This window comes from Enterobacter dykesii, from assembly GCF_008364625.2.
GTDB classification, from domain to species: Bacteria; Pseudomonadota; Gammaproteobacteria; order Enterobacterales; family Enterobacteriaceae; genus Enterobacter; species Enterobacter dykesii.
This window is the reverse complement of the sequence record NZ_CP126604.1, coordinates 1,568,102-1,587,702: the sequence shown is the minus strand read 5'-3', so window position 1 is coordinate 1,587,702 and position 19,601 is coordinate 1,568,102. Positions and strand designations below refer to the sequence as shown.

Annotated in this window: 18 protein-coding genes and 1 pseudogene; 9 read left to right on the top strand and 10 right to left on the bottom strand. The window is 61.5% G+C overall.

What is annotated here, in order from left to right:
- Positions 1-184: 184 nt before the first annotated feature.
- A complete protein-coding gene (hpxU, locus tag F0320_RS07440) occupies positions 185-1,024 on the bottom strand; it encodes a MurR/RpiR family transcriptional regulator HpxU (RefSeq protein WP_047650814.1) in 840 nt (279 codons plus the stop codon).
- A 143-nt stretch (positions 1,025-1,167) separates the two neighbouring features.
- Between hpxU and hpxW the strand changes: the two genes are divergently transcribed.
- The 4 genes from hpxW to hpxZ are packed head-to-tail and all read left to right on the top strand — an operon-like array spanning position 1,168 to position 4,727.
- Entirely contained in the window at positions 1,168-2,751 is a 1,584-nt protein-coding gene (gene hpxW / locus F0320_RS07435; protein WP_126328191.1) for an oxamate amidohydrolase, read from the top strand.
- 10 nt (positions 2,752-2,761) lie between these two features.
- Positions 2,762-2,950 carry an oxalurate catabolism protein HpxX gene (gene hpxX / locus F0320_RS07430; protein ID WP_126328190.1) on the top strand — a complete coding sequence of 63 codons (189 nt, stop codon included), beginning with the start codon at positions 2,762-2,764 and terminating at the stop codon, positions 2,948-2,950.
- Positions 2,947-4,344 (top strand): AtzE family amidohydrolase, encoded by a 1,398-nt coding sequence (locus tag F0320_RS07425; RefSeq protein WP_126328189.1) that lies wholly within the window; start codon positions 2,947-2,949, stop codon positions 4,342-4,344. Before hpxX ends, F0320_RS07425 begins: the two co-directional genes overlap by 4 nt.
- The gene (hpxZ, locus tag F0320_RS07420; protein WP_126328188.1) at positions 4,341-4,727 is read left to right on the top strand and encodes an oxalurate catabolism protein HpxZ; all 387 of its coding nucleotides are present in this window, start codon (positions 4,341-4,343) and stop codon (positions 4,725-4,727) included. Before F0320_RS07425 ends, hpxZ begins: the two co-directional genes overlap by 4 nt.
- A 48-nt stretch (positions 4,728-4,775) precedes the next feature.
- On the opposite strand, the gene puuE is transcribed toward hpxZ, so the two are convergent.
- From puuE to F0320_RS07405, 3 genes and pseudogenes are all read right to left on the bottom strand, one after another.
- Complete coding sequence (puuE, locus tag F0320_RS07415) at positions 4,776-5,675, bottom strand: allantoinase PuuE (RefSeq protein ID WP_233443227.1); 900 nt, start codon at positions 5,673-5,675, stop codon at positions 4,776-4,778.
- Positions 5,593-6,464: pseudogene (gene hpxA / locus F0320_RS07410) on the bottom strand (allantoin racemase). Before hpxA ends, puuE begins: the two are co-directional and overlap by 83 nt.
- Complete coding sequence (locus F0320_RS07405) at positions 6,464-7,180, bottom strand: GntR family transcriptional regulator (protein WP_149323880.1); 717 nt, start codon at positions 7,178-7,180, stop codon at positions 6,464-6,466. The pseudogene hpxA and the gene F0320_RS07405 overlap by 1 nt, the downstream one beginning before the upstream one ends.
- Positions 7,181-7,324: 144 nt before the next feature.
- Between F0320_RS07405 and F0320_RS07400 the strand changes: the two genes are divergently transcribed.
- Both F0320_RS07400 and guaD read left to right on the top strand, forming a co-directional pair.
- Complete coding sequence (locus tag F0320_RS07400) at positions 7,325-8,821, top strand: NCS1 family nucleobase:cation symporter-1 (RefSeq protein WP_029741848.1); 1,497 nt, start codon at positions 7,325-7,327, stop codon at positions 8,819-8,821.
- Positions 8,822-8,921: 100 nt separating this feature from the next.
- The gene (gene guaD / locus F0320_RS07395; RefSeq protein ID WP_126328785.1) at positions 8,922-10,238 is read left to right on the top strand and encodes a guanine deaminase; all 1,317 of its coding nucleotides are present in this window, start codon (positions 8,922-8,924) and stop codon (positions 10,236-10,238) included.
- Here guaD and uraH read toward each other — a convergent pair.
- Together uraH and uraD are read right to left on the bottom strand one after the other, a co-directional pair.
- Positions 10,218-10,541 (bottom strand): hydroxyisourate hydrolase, encoded by a 324-nt coding sequence (gene uraH, locus F0320_RS07390; protein WP_126328185.1) that lies wholly within the window; start codon positions 10,539-10,541, stop codon positions 10,218-10,220. The two genes, guaD and uraH, sit on opposite strands and share 21 nt — an antisense overlap.
- On the bottom strand, positions 10,538-11,038 hold the full coding sequence (uraD, locus tag F0320_RS07385; protein ID WP_126328184.1) for a 2-oxo-4-hydroxy-4-carboxy-5-ureidoimidazoline decarboxylase: 501 nt from the start codon (positions 11,036-11,038) through the stop codon (positions 10,538-10,540). The genes uraH and uraD overlap by 4 nt, the downstream gene beginning before the upstream one ends.
- Before the next feature lie 239 nt (positions 11,039-11,277).
- On the opposite strand from uraD, the gene hpxO reads away from it, so the two are divergent.
- Genes hpxO through F0320_RS07370 form a run of 3 tightly spaced genes read left to right on the top strand, consistent with a single transcriptional unit; the run spans position 11,278 to position 14,431 of the window.
- On the top strand, positions 11,278-12,432 hold the full coding sequence (gene hpxO, locus F0320_RS07380) for an FAD-dependent urate hydroxylase HpxO (RefSeq protein WP_126328183.1): 1,155 nt from the start codon (positions 11,278-11,280) through the stop codon (positions 12,430-12,432).
- A gap of 17 nt (positions 12,433-12,449) precedes the next feature.
- A complete protein-coding gene (hpxD, locus tag F0320_RS07375; RefSeq protein ID WP_126328182.1) occupies positions 12,450-13,484 on the top strand; it encodes a molybdenum cofactor-independent xanthine hydroxylase subunit HpxD in 1,035 nt (344 codons plus the stop codon).
- A gap of 11 nt (positions 13,485-13,495) precedes the next feature.
- Entirely contained in the window at positions 13,496-14,431 is a 936-nt protein-coding gene (locus F0320_RS07370; protein WP_126328181.1) for a PDR/VanB family oxidoreductase, read from the top strand.
- A 63-nt stretch (positions 14,432-14,494) separates the two neighbouring features.
- Here F0320_RS07370 and F0320_RS07365 read toward each other — a convergent pair whose 3' ends face one another.
- The 4 genes from F0320_RS07365 to F0320_RS07350 are packed head-to-tail and all read right to left on the bottom strand — an operon-like array spanning position 14,495 to position 19,409.
- Positions 14,495-15,067: a DJ-1/PfpI family protein gene (locus F0320_RS07365; protein WP_126328180.1), complete on the bottom strand. Its 573-nt coding sequence runs from the start codon at positions 15,065-15,067 to the stop codon at positions 14,495-14,497.
- 22 nt (positions 15,068-15,089) lie between these two features.
- A complete protein-coding gene (locus F0320_RS07360; protein WP_047652816.1) occupies positions 15,090-16,280 on the bottom strand; it encodes a glycoside hydrolase family 88 protein in 1,191 nt (396 codons plus the stop codon).
- 13 nt (positions 16,281-16,293) lie between these two features.
- On the bottom strand, positions 16,294-17,574 hold the full coding sequence (locus F0320_RS07355; protein WP_126328179.1) for an oligosaccharide MFS transporter: 1,281 nt from the start codon (positions 17,572-17,574) through the stop codon (positions 16,294-16,296).
- Entirely contained in the window at positions 17,571-19,409 is a 1,839-nt protein-coding gene (locus F0320_RS07350) for a DUF2264 domain-containing protein (protein ID WP_047652818.1), read from the bottom strand. The genes F0320_RS07355 and F0320_RS07350 overlap by 4 nt, the downstream gene beginning before the upstream one ends.
- Positions 19,410-19,601: the final 192 nt, after the last annotated feature.

Genomic DNA, 19,601 nt, shown 5'->3' with positions numbered 1-19,601 from the left:
CCCCGTAACGTTAACATGAAACAAAAGATTCTTTGAATGTGATTTTGCAACTAATGTGCCAGATAAGGCGAAGCGGGAAATATTCTTGTGAAGCCTGATAAAAGGGGGGCGGGTCGAAAAAACGAGCGTTTTCCCGACCCACCAAATGCACCATTTTAATGCAAAGCACCAGCCTGATGCCCCATTATCGTTGTTCGAGTTCGTCCAGCTGCTGGTAGAGGGAGGCAATCTCGTGAATGCGCGGACGGCCTTTATCGAGGATCTCATGCAGAAAGGCATTCGCCAGCAGGTTGATCAGACTGTTAACCGAGGAATAGCTGTCATAGGCCGAGACGCTGTCCAGCGGGGCGCAGAGCTGCCAGCTTGCCAGCGGGAACAGGCTGTGCGCCTGCGGCTCGCACATCAGCAGCACTGGAATACCGCTGCTCTGAAGCTGCTCCATCAGCGGGCGGATGATGCGCGGACGGCGGCGAAAGGCCATCATGACCACCAGATCGTCCGGCGTTAAATCCACCAGCTCTTCGCTCAGGCTCTGCCCCGGCTGCGGCAGGACCAGCACCTGACCGCGCGCCTGCAGCAGCTGCTGGCGCAGGTGCAGCGCCGCCGGATAGGCGTTACGCATGCCGATAATCACGATCCGCCGCGCCTTCACCATGCAGGCCATGGCGTCGGCAAATTGCTGCGCGTCGAGGGCATTGACCCACTGGGTCAGGTTCGCCATCTCCTGCTTGTAGTGGCGCGCCAGCAGCGTGTTGCCCTGCACCGCGTCGCGGTTATCGGTGAGCGGCATCCCGCTCTGGCGCAGGGTGCGCAGCTCGTCGCGCATGTCCTTATATTTCTCATAGCCCAGCCGCTTAAACAGGCGGCTGACCGTGGCTTTCGACACTCCGCTCAGCTGCGCCAGCTCGGCGCTGTTGTAGCTAATGAGATCGTCAAAATGATCGAAAATAAAGTCCGCCACCCGCTGCTCCTGCGGCGACAGCGACGGATACTGTGCTTTCAGACGTTCATCCAGTTGTTCCATAGCGCCTCTGTAACTTTTGTTTCATCACATTGTACCTTTTATTCTAGGTATTCATTATACGTGCCAGTTTACTGAAACTTTTCTTTCAGAACTGGAACAGCTTTTGCAGCACCTTGTGACTTTCAGGGTTACGAGGACTCTTCATGCAAAGTAATGTCTCCACGCACGGCATGGCCGTTGCGCCCCACCATCTTGCCAGCCAGAGCGCGCTGGCGGTGCTGCGCGAAGGCGGCAGCGCGATAGAAGCGATGGTCGCGGCCGCGGCCACCATTGCCGTGGTTTATCCGCACATGAACGGGCTGGGCGGCGATGGCTTCTGGCTTATCGTGCCGCCGGAAGGCGAACCTGTCGCCATTGATGCCAGCGGCGCGGCGGGATCGCGCGCGACGCTCGCCGCCTACGACGGTCTGGCGCATATCCCTCATCGCGGGCCCCGCGCGGCGCTGACCGTCGCCGGTACGGTGAGCGGCTGGGACGAGGCGCTGAAGGTCTCGCGCGAGTTGACCGGCAAGGCGCTGCCGCTGGCCCGCCTGCTGGCCGACGCCATTGACTATGCGCAAAACGGCACGCCGGTCACGGCCTCACAGGCCAATGCTACGGCCAGCAAATTCGACGAGCTGAAGGACGTGCCCGGCTTCGCGGAAACCTGGCTGGTCGACGGTAAGCCGCCGCAGGTCGGGAGCCGTTTTTACCAGCCCGCCATGGCCACGACGTTGACGCGCCTGGTGGAAGACGGTCTGGACAGCTTTTACCGCGGCCCGCTGGCGGACGTGCTGGCGCACGGCATGGAGACGCTGGGCCTGCCCGTGACGCTGGCCGATCTCAACGCGCACGCTGCCCGGCGCACCGCGCCGCTGAAGCTGCAGCATCAGCAGGGGGAGATCTTTAACCACGCCCCACCGACGCAGGGGCTGGTCTCGCTGGCGATACTCGGCATCACCGACCGCCTGAACATGGCCGAGGCCGACGACGCCGACACCATTCACCGCATCGTTGAAGCCACCAAGCTGGCCTTTGGCCTGCGCGATGCCCACATCACCGACCCGCGCGAGCTGAAAACCGATATTCAGGGTCTGCTGGATCCCGCCGCCCTGCAGGCGCTTGCCGACAGGGTTGACGACGGCCGCGCCGCGCCGTGGGGCACCGGAAAAGGCCCCGGCGATACGGTGTGGATGGGGGTGATGGACAGCAGCGGGCTTGCCGTGTCGTTTATCCAGAGTATCTATCACGAGTTCGGCAGCGGCGTAGTGCTGCCCGACACCGGCATCGTCTGGCAGAACCGCGGCGCATCGTTCAGCCTCGATCCCGCCCATCTTCTGGCCCTCGCGCCGGGCAAACAGCCATTCCATACCCTGAACCCGGCCGCTGCGCGTCTGAACGACGGACGCGTGATGGTCTACGGCTCCATGGGCGGCGACGGGCAGCCGCAAACCCAGGCCGCGCTCTTTACCCGCTACGCGATTCAGGGCGTGCCTTTACAGGAAAGCATATCCCGCCCGCGCTGGCTGCTGGGGCGCACATGGGGACAAACCTCGGACACCTTAAAGCTGGAGGGACGCTTTACCGCTGAGACGGTCTCACGGCTTCAGGCACTCGGACACGAGGTGGAAATGTTCCCTGATTTCAGTGAAGCGATGGGCCACGCGGGCGCGATTGTCCGCCACCCCAACGGACTGTTCGAAGGGGCATTTGATCCGCGCAGCAACGGCGCGGCCGCCGGATTCTGAGGAGAAAACCATGACAACACAACAACCCGACTGGCAGGCGTATCTGGCGCAAATGGAGTCCGTGCTCGGCGTGACGCTGGACGATGCCCGCCGCGCCGAGCTGCAGCTGCAGTTCAGCCGTATAGCAAATATGGCCGCCCCGCTGATGGCGCTGCCGCTCGACGACCGTCTGGAGATCGCAGGAGTGTATAAAGCATGAGGCCACACGAGATGAGTATCAGCGCAATCCAGCATGCGCTGGGCGCGGGCGAGCTGAGCGCCCAGGAGATAGCCCGCCAGACGCTGGAGGCAATTGCGCGCGTTAACCCGCAGATCAATGCCTGGACCGCCGTGACGGAAGCACGCATGCTCGCCGAAGCCGAGAGCATCGATACCCTGCGCCGCGAAAAGCGCCCCCTGCCGCCGCTGGCGGGCGTGCCCTACGCGGTAAAAAATCTGTTCGACGTTGCCGGCCACACCACCCTCGCCGGGGCAGAGCTGTTCAGCCAGCGCCCTGCCGCGGCCGCTGACAGCTTCGCGGTGCGCCAGCTGCGCAGCGCGGGCGGGCTGCTGACCGGGATGGTGAACATGGACGCCTACGCCTACGGTTTTACCACCGAAAACAGCCACTACGGCACGACGCGTAACCCGCACGATCTGGCGCGCATTGCGGGCGGGTCGTCCGGCGGTTCAGCGGCCGCCGTGGCCGCCGGGCTGGTGCACTTTTCGCTCGGCACCGACACCAACGGCTCGATTCGCGTTCCGGCCTCCCTGTGCGGCATCTACGGCCTGAAGCCCACCTTTGGCCGCCTGTCGCGATCCGGCAGCCATCCGTTTGTCGCGAGCCTGGATCATATCGGCCCCTTTGCCCGCCGCGTGTGCGATCTGGCGTCCGTGTACGACGCGCTGCAGGGCCGGGACAGCAGCGACGCTTTCCAGGCAGAGAGCTCGCGCGAGCAGACGCGTCCCCTGCTCGACCGCGGGCTTGACGACCTGCGCTGCGCGGTGCTCGGCGGCTACTTCACCACCTGGTGCGACGCGGATGCCAGAGACGCCGTGGCGCGGGTGGCGAAGGCGCTCGACGTGCAGGATGAGCTGAAGTTCCCGGACGCAGAGCTGGCGCGCTCCGCAGCGTTTATCATCAGTGCCTCCGAAGGGGGAAATCAGTACCTGCCCGCGCTTCGCCGCGAGCCCGAGCGTTTTGAGCCGCACTCCCGGGAACGCCTCCTGGCGGGCGCGATGATCCCTTCCGCCTGGTACATTCAGGCCCAGCGGTTTCGCGCGCATGCCCGGCAGGCGTTTAAAACCCTGTTCGCGCAGGCCGACGTGCTGATCGCCCCGGCAACGCCGCGTAGCGCGACGCTCGCGGGTGAGCAGACCATGGAGATTAACGGTCAGCCGCTCCCCATCCGCGCCAGCATGGGGATGCTGACCCAGCCGATATCATTTCTGGGCCTGCCCGTGACCACCGTTCCGCTGCGCACCGCGCAGGGTGCGCCGATTGGCCTGCAGCTGATTGCCGCGCCGTTTAACGAGCAGGCCTGCCTGCGCGTTGCGCGCGTGCTGGAAGAGAGCGGCATCACCGATGCCCGCCCGGCGGAGGTGGCCGCATGATGAATCATGATGACATTAACCTCCCGTGGGTGGTTGCCGAGGTGACCGCCGCGTTTTACCGCTATGAAGACGCGCTGGTGAGCAACAACGTTGCGGTGCTGGACGAGCTGTTCTGGCACGACAAAAATACGGTGCGTCTGGGGGCGGGTGAAAACCTGTATGGGATTGATGAAATCCGCGCCTTCCGCGCCGCGCGCCCCGCCTCCGGGCTGCAGCGGACGCTGCGCCATACCGTGATTACCACCTTCGGTGAGGATTACGCGGTGTGCAGCACCGAGTTTACCCGCGAGAGCACGGAACGCATTGGCCGCCAGCAGCAGACGTGGGTGCGGTTTGCCTACGGGTGGCGGATCGTGGCGGCGCAGGTGAGTTTGATGTCGTAGTCGTAGGCCGGGTAAGGCGCAGCCGCCACCCGGCAAAACACGGCTCAGTTATTTCTGAAACGGATGCACCTCCCGCCAGTGGTCGGAAATCTGCTGGCGGGTACAGACCCACACCCGCTCGTGCTGCTGCACATAATCCAGGAAACGCTGCAGCGCGCGAAAACGCCCCGGCCGCCCCAGCAGGCGGCAGTGCATGCCGATGGACATCATCTTCGGCGCGCTGTCCCCCTCTTCGTACAGCACGTCAAAACTGTCCTTCAGATAGGTGTAAAACTGCTCGGCGGTGTTAAACCCCTGCGCGGTGGCGAAGCGCATGTCGTTCGCATCCAGCGTATACGGCACGATCAGGTGCGGCTTGCGGGAGCCGTCGCTGCAGGCCACTTCCGTCCAGAAGGGCAGATCGTCGCCGTAGTAGTCGCTGTCGTAGTCGAAGCCGCCGTGCTCTACCACCAGCTGGCGCGTGTTGGGGCTGTCGCGCCCGGTGTACCAGCCCGTTGGCGGCTTGCCGAACATGTCGGTCAACACGTGCACCGCCTTGTGCAGGTGTTCGCGCTCCTGGCTGATATTCATGCTCTGGTAGTGGATCCAGCGCCAGCCGTGGCTGACTACGTCGTAATCCGCTCCCTTGATTGCCTCGACGATCTCAGGGTGACGCGCCAGCGCCATCGCCACGCCAAACACCGTCAGCGGCAGGCCGCGCTTTTGAAATTCATTGTGGATCCGCCAGAACCCGGCGCGGCTGCCGTATTCGTAGAGGGAGTCCATCGACATGTGCTTATCCGGGTAACTGGCCGCGCCGATAATGTCCGAGAGGAACTGCTCGGATCCAGCATCGCCGTGCAGAACGTGGTTTTCCGCCCCTTCCTCATAATTGAGCACAAACTGTACGGCGACGCGCGCCTGATTCGGCCACCGCGCGTGCGGCGGGTTGCCCGCGTAGCCGCGCAGATCCCGCGGGTAATTCTGTTCAAAAAGCCCCATTGCCACCCCCAAAAATTAAAATGGATTCAGTGCCTGAAAATGTCCGCTTAACGCTTTTTTCTCCGGGAAAGCCAGATCCCCGTGCTTGCTGGTCGACAGCCCCAGCGCCACCAGCGATTCCACCATCTTCACCGCCGCGCTGACGCCGTCGATGACCGGCACGCGCAGCTCGAGGGTCAGCTCCTGCGCTAGGGTCGCCATGCCGCCGCAGCCCAGCACGATGGCGCCGCAGCCGTCCTCTTTCAGCGCCTGTATACAGCGCGCGCGCACCTTCTCCTGCGCCAGACCGCTGCCGTCCTCCAGCGCCAGCACCGGGAGATCGATAGCGTGCAGCGCCGCGCAGCGATCGTGAAAGCCATACTGGTGCAGCAGATGGCGGGCAATAATCAGCGTGCGCGGCAGCGTGGTCACCACCGAAAAGCGCGTCGCCACCAGCGTCGCCATATGCATGGCGGCTTCGGCGATGCCGACCACCGGCCCCTGCGCCAGCTCGCGCGCCGCCAGCAGGCCCGGATCGCCAAAGCAGGCAATCACGTGACCGTCCACGCCCTGCTCTCTGCCTTTTTTGATTTGTTCGAGGACGCCGACGGCGGCGATGGCTTCATCAAAGTGGCCCTCTATAGACGGCACGCCCGCGCTCGGGCAGACCGCGAGGATCTCCGTCCCCGGCGCCGCCACCGCGCGGGCCGCCGCGCCGATGGTTTCCGTCATGGCGAGGCTGGTGTTGGGGTTGATCACTTGTATACAGACAGACATTACGACTCCTTGTGGCCGGCAAACAGCCGGGCAAAATCAGGCAGGCACTCGCCCGCACGCTCGAAGCAGAGGCTGGCGACGATATGTTCAAAATGGTGCATTAAGGCATCACTTAGCGGCTGGAGCGCCTTCTGGCGCAGCAGATCCACCAGCTGTTCGTGATCGTTGCAGCGGCACCCCTGACGCCACGGCGCGCCCCAGGTGGCAATCACCAGCGAGGAGCGCTGGCTCAGGCCGGTCACCATCTCCGTCAGCACCTGGTTGCCGGAGATGGCCTGCAGCTGAATGTGGAAATTGGCGGAGTGGCGAATCGCCGCCGGGCCGTCGTAGGCCTCGTGCGCCTGCTGCTCCTGGCGAATGATGGCGTCCAGCGCGGCAAGGTGCGGCGGCTGGCAGCGGGCCAGCACGTCCGGCAGGTTGGCGACCTCCAGCAGGGCGCGGGTGCGGAAGATGTGCTGCGCCTCTTCCACCGTCGGGCTGGCAACGTGTGCACCACGCTTGGGCGTTAAGGTGACCATTTGCACAGCGGCGAGTCGTTGAAGCACCTTGCGGATGCCCGTGCGGCTTACCCCAAACACCTCGGCCAGCGCCTCCTCCGGCAGTTTGCTCCCCGGCAGCAGCTGATGTTCGACAATCGCGGTCATCAGCGCCAGAAAGATCGATTCGTCTTTGTCATGCAGGTCTGGCGCGGTCTGCAGGGCGTTTATGTTGTTCATTCACCACTCCGTCTTTTACTCTTCGTTATCGAATCGTATACATAAAAATAAAATATTGCATACAAGATTTATTATTTTGGCCTGGATCCTGCAACACCGTTTGCACTCCCACTCAACGGGTTTTCATTCACAGGAGCAGGTTTCATGCCAAACAGTCAAAACGCGCAGCAGGGTACGGCCGCTGATTCCGGTGCGGTTTACAGCCCACGTCTTTGCAATGAGGATCTGGCACCGACGCGTGACCAGAACTGGAGCTGGTACAACATCTTTTCTTTCTGGATGTCGGACGTACACAGCATGGGGGGTTATGTTGTCGCCGCGAGCTTCTTTACGCTCGGGCTGGCAAGCTGGCAGGTGCTGCTCTGCCTGCTGGTGGGGATTTGCATCGTGCAGCTGTGCGCCAACCTGGTGGCCAAACCGAGCCAGATGGCGGGCGTGCCCTACGCGGTGATCAGCCGTCAGGCGTTTGGCGTGTTTGGAGCCAATATTCCGGCGGTGATCCGCGGGCTGATTGCCTTCGCGTGGTACGGCATTCAGACCTATCTGGCCGCCAACGCCCTGATGCTGGTGGCGCTGAAGTTCTGGCCGTCGCTCTCTTCGCTCACTACCGGCGCATTCCTGGGCCTGTCGCATCTCGGCTGGATCTGCTTTGCCATTATGTGGGTACTGCAGGCGATGGTTTTCTGGCACGGCATGAGCGCCATCAAGCGCTTTATTGATATCGCCGGTCCGGCGGTCTACGTGGTGATGCTGGCCCTTGCAGGCTGGATTGTATACAAGACCGGCTTTGACGGGATCTCCTTCACCCTCGCCAGCAAATCCCTGAGCGCGGGCGAGCAGACCTGGCAGATGATTACCGCGACCGCGCTGGTGGTATCTTACTTCTCCGGCCCGCTGCTCAACTTTGGCGATTTCTCCCGCTACGGCAAAAGCATGGGCGAGATCCGCCGCGGCAACCGCTGGGGGCTGCCGTTTAACTTCCTGCTGTTCTCCATCGTCACCGTGGTGATTGTCTCCGGCACCCAGTCGCTGTTTGGCCGCATGATCACCGACCCGATCGAAACCGTCAGCCGCGTGGGCAACGATCTGGCCGTGGCGATTGGCCTGCTGACGATGATCACCGCTACCATCGGGATCAACATCGTCGCGAACTTCGTCTCCCCGGCGTTTGATTTCTCTAACTGCTCGCCGCAGAAAATCAGCTTCCGCACCGGGGGAATGATTGCCGCCGTCGGCTCTATTCTGTTAACCCCGTGGAACCTGTTCAACTCGCCGGAGCTTATCCACTACACTCTCGACGTGCTCGGGGCGTTTATCGGCCCGCTGTTCGGCATTCTGATTGCCGACTTCTACCTGATTAAGCGCGGCAAGGTGTCGGTTGACGATCTGTTCGACGACACGCCAAAGGGCAAATACTGGTACCGCAACGGCTTCAACCCGAAAGCCATTGGCGCGCTGATCCCGTCCGTTGCCGTGGGCCTGGTGATTAGCTTCATCCCGGCCCTGCATGAGGTGGCGAACTTCAGCTGGTTCATCGGCGTCTTCCTTGGCGGCGTGACCTACCGCTGGCTGGCGCGGGAAGATCGCGAGACGGCGGGCGCGACGTCGTTCAGCTCCCGCGTGGCAACGCAAAAAGAGTAACCCCTCCTCGGGCCGCAGCCTATCTGCGGCCCGTTCATTCTGGCACCGTTCTTGCTGCGCCTTATCACCCCGCTACGCAAACACTAAGGCAGGAACCATGATGGATTATCAGACAGCAATCCGCGGCGCATTTTTTGATATTGCCCGGGTCTGCGACAGCGCAGACGCGATTGCCCAACACGCGCGCTATCTTGAGGACGGGGTGCTGTTTATACAGAACGGAAAAATTCTGGCGCAGATGCCGTGGCAGGAGGGCGAGCAGTATCTCGACCCCCACAAGGGCTACACCGACCTGCGCGGCAGGCTGCTGCTGCCCGGTTTTGTCGATACCCACGTCCATTATCCGCAAACGGAGATGATCGGGGCTTTTGGCGAGCAGCTGCTGGAGTGGCTGACCACCTACACCTTCCCGGTGGAGAGCCAGTTTTCCGATGAAACCTACGCGAAAGAGATCGCCGAATTTTTCATTAGCCAGCTGGTGAGCAACGGCACCACCACCGCGCTGGTGTTTTGTACGCTGCATCCGGAATCGGTCGAGGCGCTGTTTACCGAAGCCCTGCGCCTGAACATGCGCCTGATCGCCGGAAAGGTGATGATGGACAGACACACGCCGGACTACCTGAGCGAAGACGCGAAGCAGAGCTACCGGCAGACGCGGGAGCTGATCCAGCGCTGGCACCATCGGGGACGCCTTGGCTACGCCATTACCCCGCGCTTTGCCCCGACGTCATCCCCCGAGCTGCTTGCGGCGGTCAGCCTGCTCAGAGAGGAGTTTCCGGATACCTGGATGCAGACCCACCTGAGCGAAAACCCCAACGAAGTGGCCTGGGTGAGCGACCTCTGGCCGGAGCACGAGCGCTATCTGGACGTGTATCACCACTACGGCCTGACCGGAGAGCGCAGCGTATTTGCCCACGCGATTCATCTTCACCACAGCGAGTGGCAGTGCCTGCATGACACCGGTTCGGCGGTGGCGTTTTGCCCTACCTCTAACCTGTTTCTCGGCAGCGGGCTGTTTCGCCTGCCCGCCTGCTGGCAGCACAGGGTGCGAATGGGCATCGGCACCGACGTCGGCGCGGGTACCACCTTCAGCATGCTGCGCACCCTGGGGGAAGCCTACAAGGTCGGCCAGCTTCAGAGCTACCGCCTGCGCGCCAGCGAGGCCTTTTACCACGCCACGCTGGGCGGCGCGCACGCCCTTCGGCTGGACGATAAGATTGGCAACTTCGCGCCCGGCAAAGAGGCGGATTTCGTGGTGATCGACCCTGACGTGACGCCGCTGCAGCGCCTGCGCAATCGCCGCTGCCAGGATATCTACGAGCAGCTTTTTGTGCTGATGACCCTCGGCGACGAGCGCAACATCAGCGAGACCTGGGTCAACGGCGAGCGGGTGTGGTCAACTTCCCCGGTAGGTTGACCACCCGCCGGGCGCAATCACAAACGGCAGGTGGAAATGCTCGTCTGCCGTTTCTCCCGTCACAAAATCAATTTGCGCGCAGGGGTATAGCGTGTCGCGACCGGTTTCGCTAAACCATTCGCCGATCTCCGCCACCAGCCGGTAACTGCCTGCGGGCAGAGAGGGAATGAACGCGGCGATGCGCCCCTGGGCGTTGGTCACGCCTGTGGCCAGCGTGTTCCCGTCCTGTTGCAGATGAACCGTCACGCCCTCTGCGGGTTTGCCCGTCGAAATATCGAGAATATGGGTGCTAAGTGTGCTCATTCGCTAATAACTCCTTCCAGCCGTAGCAGCGTAATTTCCCGTAGCTGTTCCAGCGCGGCACGGATTTCCTGCGCGTCGCTGTTCTCCAGCCGCGCGTGCAGCGCCTGTAAAATCTCCTCGCCGCTGCGGCCCTTCGCGCGGATCAGAAACACGCGTCCGAAGCGGGCCTCGTAGCGGGCATTGCCTTCGCGCAGCGCCCGGGCAAGGGCAGCATCGCGATCGTTCACCGCACCCTGCTCCTGGCGCGACAGCGCCGCCTCCGCCTGTGAACCTGCAGGTTTTTCCCCGATACGCGGATGGGCGCTCAGGGCCTGCGCCAGCGCCGCTTCGTCCCAGTTTTGCGTCAGCGCGTTTGCCGTACTGAACAATTTGTCCCGGCTGTCGTATGGCCGCCCCAGCGCCAGCGCATCGGCCCAGCCGGGGAGCGCCACGCAGGGGTGAATCAGCGCTAACGCCTTTTCGTGGGGAAGATGATTGAAGTCGTGCAGTGCGATCATAGTGTCTCCTTTATTGTCTTCCTCCGGGCTGTTGCACAAACCACGCCACTCTGAGCGCGGGCGTGAAACAGTCGATTCCCTGTAGCTCAACAGGAAATTTTTGATTCAAAAAAAGGCATGCTCACCGCGTTTACGCACCTTAGCAGTGCAACCGTCTCTCTCACAACGCCGTTTTCGCCACTCTGCAGCCTGGTACGCAAATTGCTGAATGTCATTACACCCTGCAAAAGGAGAGAAGCATGAGAGCAATCGTCATTGGTGCGGGTATTGGCGGCCTGAGCGCCGCCGTCGCGCTGAAGAAAGCGGGCATCGACTGTACCGTGTTTGAAGCCGTCAAAGAGATCAGGCCCGTCGGGGCGGCCATCTCCATCTGGCCGAACGGCGTGAAATGCATGCAGCACCTCGGCATGGGCGACATCATCGAGACCTACGGCGGTCCGATGCGTTTTATGGCCTACAAGGATTACCGGCGCGGCGATACCCTGACCCGCTTTAGCCTTGCCCCGCTGGTTGAGCGTACCGGCGGGCGTCCCTGCCCCGTCTCGCGCGCTGAGCTTCAGCGCGAAATGCTGGACTTCTGGGGGCGCGACAGGGTGCAGTTCGGCAAACGCGTCGAACGCGTAAGCGAAGACGACGCGGGCGTAAGCGTGATCTTCACCGACGGCACCACGGCAGCCGGTGATTTTCTGATTGCCGCCGACGGCAGCCACTCGGCGGTTCGCCCTTACGTGCTGGGGTATACCCCGGAGCGCCGCTACGCCGGGTACGTGAACTGGAACGGGCTGGTGAAGATTGACGAAGAGATCGCCCCGGCGCACCAGTGGACCACCTTCGTTGGCGAAGGCAAACGCGTGTCGCTGATGCCCGTCTCCGGCGGACGCTTCTACTTCTTTTTTGACGTGCCGCTGCCCGCAGGCCTGGCGGAAGATCGCACCACCCTGCGCGCCGATCTCACGGGCTACTTCCGCGGCTGGGCGCCGCCGGTGCAGAAACTTATCGCGGCGCTGGATCCGGAAACGACCAACCGCATTGAAATCCACGATATCGAGCCGTTCGACAGCCTGGTGCGCGGCAACGTCGCGCTGCTCGGCGATGCCGCGCACAGCACCACGCCGGATATCGGCCAGGGCGGCTGTGCGGCGATGGAAGACGCCGTGGTGCTGGGTGAATGCCTGCGCGAAAACCACAGCATTACGCTGGCGCTGCGGCAGTACGAGGCGCTGCGCTGCGACCGGGTACGCGACCTGGTGCTGAAGGCGCGTAAGCGCTGCGACGTCACCCACGGGAAAGACATGGCGTTGACGCAGGCCTGGTATCAGGAGCTCAAAGAGGAGACCGGAGAGCGCATCATAAACGGCCTGTGCGAGACCATTCAGGGCGGCCCGTTGGGCTGAACGTAGGAGGGATAACCATGAAAAGAGAACCGACTCCACCCGCCCACTGCACGTTTGAGCCAGAGGACTGGCTGCGTCTGGCGAAATGCTGGCATCCCGTCGCGCGCGCCTGTGACGTCGGCCCGGCGCCGGTCAAGGCGACCCTGCTGGACGAACAGCTGGTCATTTACCGGATCCACGACCAGGTCGTGGTCGCCCGTGACGTCTGCCCGCACCGCGGCGTGCCGCTGACGCTCGGCTTTCACGACGAGCACGGGATAATCTGTCCTTACCACGGCTTACGCTTTGGAGAAGACGGGCGCTGCAACCGTATTCCGTCCAGCCCCGACCAGCCCGTTCCGGCGAAGCTGAACCTGATTAACTACGCCGTGGAGGAGCGCTTCGGCCTGATCTGGACCTGCCTGGCGTTTGACCCGGACAATCCTGTGCCGCTGCCCACCATGCCGCACTGGGATGACGACGGATTTCAGCAGATCAACTGCCCGGCGTTTGAGGTGAACGGCTTTGCCGGGCGTCAGGTGGAGGGGTTTCTGGACGTGGCGCACTTTGCGTGGATCCACACCGATACCTTTGCCGATCCCAATAATCAGCTTGTGCCCGCCTATCAGCCGCAGGAGACGCCGTTTGGCTTCGTCGCAGATTACTGGAGCTCCGTGAGCAACTATCCCGCCAGTTCGGATATACAGGCGCCGGAAGGATTCCAGTGGCTGCGCCATTTTGAAATGCACCTGCCGTTTACCGCCACCCTGACGATTCATTTTCCGGGAGAATCGAGACTGGTCATTATGAACGCCGCATCGCCCGTCTCGTCACGGGTTACCCGCATGTTCGCGCCGATCGCGCGTAACTTTGACCTGCATATTCCGGTGGAGGATGTACATGCCTTCAATCTGCGCATTTTTGAAGAGGATCGCCTGATGGTCGAAACCCAGCGCCCGGAAAGTCTGCCGCTGGATCTGACGCTGGAAGCCCATATTCCCGCCGATAAAAGCTCAATTGCCTACCGTCGGGGACTGAAGAAGATGGGCTTTGGCGAATTTTTCCTCGTGTGACGGAGGCCGATATGCAGAGCGTAATTGTTGACGGACTGTGGCGCGAGGGTGATAAAAGCCTCGCCGTCAGGCTGGTGGCTGAAGACGGTAACGCGCTGCCGGCGTGGCAGCCCGGCGCGCACGTTGATGTGCACTTGCCCTGCGGCGCGGTGCGCCAGTATTCCCTGACCGGTGCGTGTGGAGACGAGAGCTATCTTATCTGCGTGGGGCGGGAAACCGCCTCGCGCGGAGGATCGCGCTACGTTCACGAGACGCTGCGACCCGGGCAGAAATTAGCGATCTCCACCCCGCGCAATCTGTTTCCGCTGCATCAGGCTGAGCGGGTGTTGCTGCTGGCGGCAGGCATTGGCATTACGCCGCTGTATGCGATGGCCCTGCAGCTGAAGGCGGCCGGAACGCCGTTTACGCTGCACTATTACGTCAGAAACCGCGAAAGCGCGGCGTTTGCGCGCGAACTCTCCCGGTTCGGTGAGTGCCACATTCATACCATCAGCCCGCGCTCGGCGCTGGCAGAGCATCTCCCGGCGGCTGAGGCAGGCCTTCAAGCCTGGAGCTGCGGCCCGGCAGGGTTTATGGAAAAAGTGCGTGAGGTCGCCACGGCGAAGGGATGGGATGACGCCCATCTTCACAGCGAGGCGTTCCAGCCCGCAGCGCCTGCCGCAGGCGGTGACGCGGGCGAGATCTTTACGGTCAAACTCGCCTCCACCGGGGAGCGCTGGCCGGTGCCTGCGGATAAGACCATCGCTCAGGTATTACAGGAAAACGGCGTGGACGTGCCGCTTTCCTGCGAGATGGGGATCTGCGGGGCGTGCCTGACGCCGGTGATTGACGGCGTGGCGGATCATCGGGATAGCGTGCAGTCGGAGGCGGAAAAAAGCGCGGCAGACCAGCAGGTGGCGCTCTGCTGTTCGCGGAGCCATTCCGGGGAGCTGGTGATCGGGCTGTAAAACGCCATAAATATCCTCCGGCACAGCCGGAGGTTTTTCAGATATGCCAGTAAGGCTTTGTTATCAGACGCCTCCCGGCTGCCACGCATAATCAATATGGCTGGCCTGCTCGCGCGCCAACGCGTCATCGCCCTGCAATCGCGCCGCCAGGGTAAAGGCGAAATCAAATACTTTACCCAGCCCACGGCCGCTCAGCAGATTGCCGTCTTCCACCACGTCGGCATCGACGTAGATGCCATCGCTGACTGTTTTCCACAGATCGCCGGAGCAGACATAGCGACGTCCCTTCAGCAGTCCATTGCCGCCCAGCACGCGGGCGGCTGCGGAGCAAATCGGGCAGATATACTTGCCCGCTTCATCGTGGCGGCGGACGAAGGCAATGACCTCCGCGCTATTAGCAAGGTTAACGCTGCCTTGCGGGCCACCCGGTAACACCACGGCGTCAAAAGTCCGATCGAGACTGGCCTGCAGAGTACTGTCCGCCACCATAGGGATGGCGTGATAGCTCACCACTTCGCGACTCTCGCCGCAGGCAATCGTCTGCACCGTAATATTCAGGCGGCGCAGGATATCGATAGTGACAATCGCTTCCCCTTCTTCAAAACCAGGGGCTAATAGCACGGCTACGCTTTTCATTTTGCTCTCCATTGCTTAAGGGTTACCAGTACGGGTGCCAAATCTGTCGCAGCCGCGCCAGCAGTTCAAGATAGAAATAGTCTCCCCAGCTACAGCACTGATCGACGCCCTTACCGCTGCCCATATGATAAACCGAGTGCTGCAGCAGCCCTTCGGTCGGATCGTCGTCGTGAGCAAGGTAGTTATCGGTCAGCGACAGCGCAATACGCAGCGCCATCTCTTCATAATACGCACGGTTTGCGTCGAGCGTCGGCAGCGCCTTGACCAGCTCCAGCAGGCCACAGGCGGCAATCGCCGCCGCTGAACTGTCGCGCACAGCGTCGGTACCGAGCAGGGCCAGATCCCAGTGGCAAACATCATCTTCCGGCAGACGGTTGAGGAAGTAGTGCGCCAGGCTGCGTGACAGCTCCACCATCTGCTTATCGCCGGTGTGCTGATAGCTGAGCAGGAAGCCGTAAATGCCCCATGCCTGGCCGCGTGACCAGCACGAGGTATCGCTGTAGCCCTGATGGGTGTTGCCAAAGCGCGGCTCACCCGTCTGCACATCCATATAGTAAGTGTGATAAGTCGAGGCATCTTCACGCACGATATAGTGCGCGGCCTGTCCGGCATGAGCCGTCGCCGCCTGCGCATAGCGCGGATCCCCGGTCTGTTCGCTGGCCCAGTACAGCAGCGGCAGGTTCATATTGCAGTCGATGATCATTCGCCCCTGCTGCTCCGGGTCGTTTAAATCACCCCACGCCTGAATAATGTTGGCCGTCGGGTTAAAACGCTCCATCAGGCGCTCGGCTGCCAGCAGCGCCGACTGGCGAGCGGCTTCGTTGCCGGTGAGGCGCCAGGCGCTGATGCAGGAGAGCGAATAGAGGAACCCGAGATCGTGCGTTGCGGTGTCGATGCGCTGCTCAATACGCCGGGCGAACGACGGTAAATAGCGTTCGGCGGCTTCACGATAATGCGCTTTGCCGGTCATCTCCCACGCCAGCCACAGCTGGCCTGGCCAAAAGCTGGTGGTCCATTCCACGTTATCGGTGCGCGGCCAGACGCCCTTCTCACAGGCCTCACCGGGGAACTTATCGCCGAAGGCGACAATATTTTTGTCGAGCTTGCGCGTGATGCGGGTTAACGCCGCTTCCAGCTTCTGGCTCAGCGCCAGGCGATCGACCTGATGCAGTTCGATCGGCCGCAGCGCTTCGGTGATAACAGATTTGGTCATAACAACTCCTGAATTAATGTTTGGCCGGTTCAACCGGGGCGGTATCTAAAGCCGGAGCAAAGGATCGTGAGTCATCGCGCTTCGACTGGCAGCGCGACAGCGTAAAGGCGGAAATCAGCGTAAATACCAGGGCGCTGCTGCCCATCAGCAGATAGGTATGCTCAAAGCCTATCCTGTCGTACAGATAGCCGGCAGGTGGGGCGACCACAATCGAACCCACGTAAATCATCGCCTGGTAGCCCAGCAGGTACATCGTGGCGTTAACCCGACGATGGAAATGTTCGGCGATGTATTTGAAGACCGAGATGAGCAGCAGCGCGATCTCGACGCCATAAAACGGTTTGATGATGGAGATAACAATCGGGTCACTGGTCAGCCCGGAGGCTATCAACCGTGCCCCGACCACGCAGCCGCAGAACAGCAGGCCGCGCTTAGCGCCGTAGTGGTTCACCAGCCACGGGATAAACATCATCATCACGAACTCCATCCCCGACTGGACGGTACTCAGGTAGCCGTACCAGGCATTCCCCTGCTCTTTGGTGGCGAAGAACGAGACGAAGTAGCGGGGGAACTGCTGTTCGGCGATAAACATCATCCACGCCACCCCGGCGACATAGAGGCTGAACATCCAGAATTTGCGGTTTTTCAGGAGCATCAGCACATCGGCGAAGACGATCTTATTAGCGGAAATGACGCTGTTATTGCTCAGCTGTTCATCCCCGATTTTGAGGCTAATCAGCACCAGCAGCATCAGTATCGAGGTACCGCTGCTGAGGAGAAAGTTTGCCAGTGGGGTGACGTTAAACAACAGCCCGGAGACCGACGCCGCCATCGCCCAGCCCAGTGAACCCCACATTCTGATGCGGCCAAACTCCAGTCCGTACAGGCGGCTAAAGCGGTCGGCGTAAGATTCAGACGCCGCCACGCCGGCGTACCAGCCCAGGCTCAGATACAGCGCGCCGATGATAATCCCCGCCATCGCATGGCTTTGCAGCAGCGGCTGGTACACCAGCGCAAAAAACGGCGCCATCAGCGCAGAAATGGCGCAGACAAAATAGAGCAGCCACTTGCTCATGCCGATTTTGTCCATGATGTAGCCGTACACCGGCTTCAGGACCACCGCGAAGACGCCATTAATAGCGAACACGCTGCCGATGGTGACGCTATCGAGGCCCACTTTCTGGCTCAGCCACAGGGCGTACAGGCCAAAGCTGGATGACCACGTGAAGAAGTAAAGGAAAATAAAGGTACTCATTTTGTACTGCGCGACGCGTACGGACGATGATGTGCTCATAGCGATGCCTCCGGAGCCTGAACGAGCGTCGTTTCCTGTCGTGCCGTCACGAAGCGTACCGCGTCATCGCTAATGAAGGCCTGCGGGCAGCGTTGCGGATCGAAGTCGGCGGCATTTCCTGCCCATACCGCGCTGATTAACACATGCTTACCGGGGTCGAGCTCGCCGCGCAGCACTGGCACCGCTGCGCGCTCGGCGAACAGCAGATTACTGTTTGGCGGCGTCACCACCGTCTCGCCGCGGCGAGCGTGCGGATGTAAACAGAAAATGGCTGAGACATCCCGGGCATTGCGTAACCAGCAGGCGCTGTCGCTCTCGTGGACCTGCGGCTGCGGGCGGTTTGCCAGGCTAAAGCCGCCTTCCGCGCAGTCCAGCGCGCGCCGGGTATTGATACGATGAACGCGCAGCTGCCAGTCGCCCAGCGCCAGCAGCCAGCTATCAATCACCACGTCGCGCCACGGCAGCCAGCGGCTGTAAATAGTGCCGTCAGCGGTGACCACGTGCTGGCACTCGCGGCGGCCACGCCAGTAGTTATCCTTTTCGGCCAGCAGCAGCATCGAATCGGGCGCGGCATGGTTCAGGCCGTAGCGGCCGCGTTCGATGGAAAAGCCAAAGCGGGTGGAATAGGCAAATTTGCAGTATTTCGCTTCGGTGTTCACGAAGTTGTTCAGCTCCAGCTGGCCGGACGTCAGCATCCACAGGTGGTCGGCCTGATGTACCACCACCTGATCCGCGTGGGCTATCGTGTGCTGCGCGGGCAACGGCGGCAGCGGCAGCTCAGCCGCCTGCCAGAAGGCATCGCCCTCATCTAATGCCAGCACCAGCAGGGTCTTCAGGCCCCAGTACGGCGACCCCGGCGCGTTGTAGTCTTCCGCCATCGCCAGGTTCGGATAGCTGTAACCGACGCTCAGTATGCCGTCGCGGTCGAATATCGGCTGCTTCAGCCACCAGCGCAGATGGCGCAGGACGATGCCCTTCATCACGCCGGGCGAAAAGACTTCCAGCCCGGCGAAGGCCGCCGCACTCCAGAACGCCGCCTCGGCAAAGCGGTAGGTCAGGCTACGGCCAAACGGGATCGCCGCGCCGTTTTCGGCAAAGAAATGGATGAAGTCAGAGGAGAAACGCGCGGCCCGGTCACTCAGCGTAGCACAGCGCTGTGGATCGACCCCGGCCATGAGCTTCGCGTAAATCAGGCCATAGAAATGGAACCCCATCGAGATGTAATAGTCGCGCGGCCGTCCCGGACCATCGGCGTACCAGCCATCGCCGAGATAGTAGTGCTCCATGGCAGCAAAATGATCTTCCAGCGCCTGCGGGTTGGTCGGCATGCCGCAATAATGGAAGCCGACCTGCACCAGAATCGGGAAGAAGTGCCAGTTGTTATCGGGGATTTCCTGGGTCTCGCACTGCTTTAGCCAGCGCCATAAATGCTCTTTCTCCGTCTCAGTGAAGTGTGCCAGTACGGTTTCACCCGCCAGCGCCAGCAGCAGCCCGTAGGCCGCCATCTCGACGATTCGCTGATCGTAAGACCCGACGTCGCCCCAGTAATCGGCATGCTGCGGATCGGTGCCGTTTTTTATCGCCTGTAAATAGAATGAGAAGTGCTGCGGCTCGCTGCCGCCAGCCAACAGCGGCGTCACGCCCCACAGCAGGCGGGAAAACGTTTCCATGCTCGCCACCTGCTGACCGTAGTGAGCGGTAAAGTTCGCTAAATCAATGCGGCTGGCGTCTTTTTTAAAATAAGGCGTCACCGCGTTCAGCATGTCGTTGACCAGCCGTAGCACCTCTTCCCGGCTTGTCAGTGGATTATCCAGATGAATATTTTCAGGTTGCATAGGGTCCTCCCGCATTACACGAGGGTAGAGATAAGCTATTGTTATTAGGCTTTTTAAAGCCACGAGTGCGACGTCTGAACGAAGAGTAACTGCTTTTATTCCCGGCGCTGAGTGAGCAGACTCACAAAATTAAACCGCCATTTCATTTTCACTGGATTTTGTCGGCCGCGAGGGGGATAAATTACAAATGAT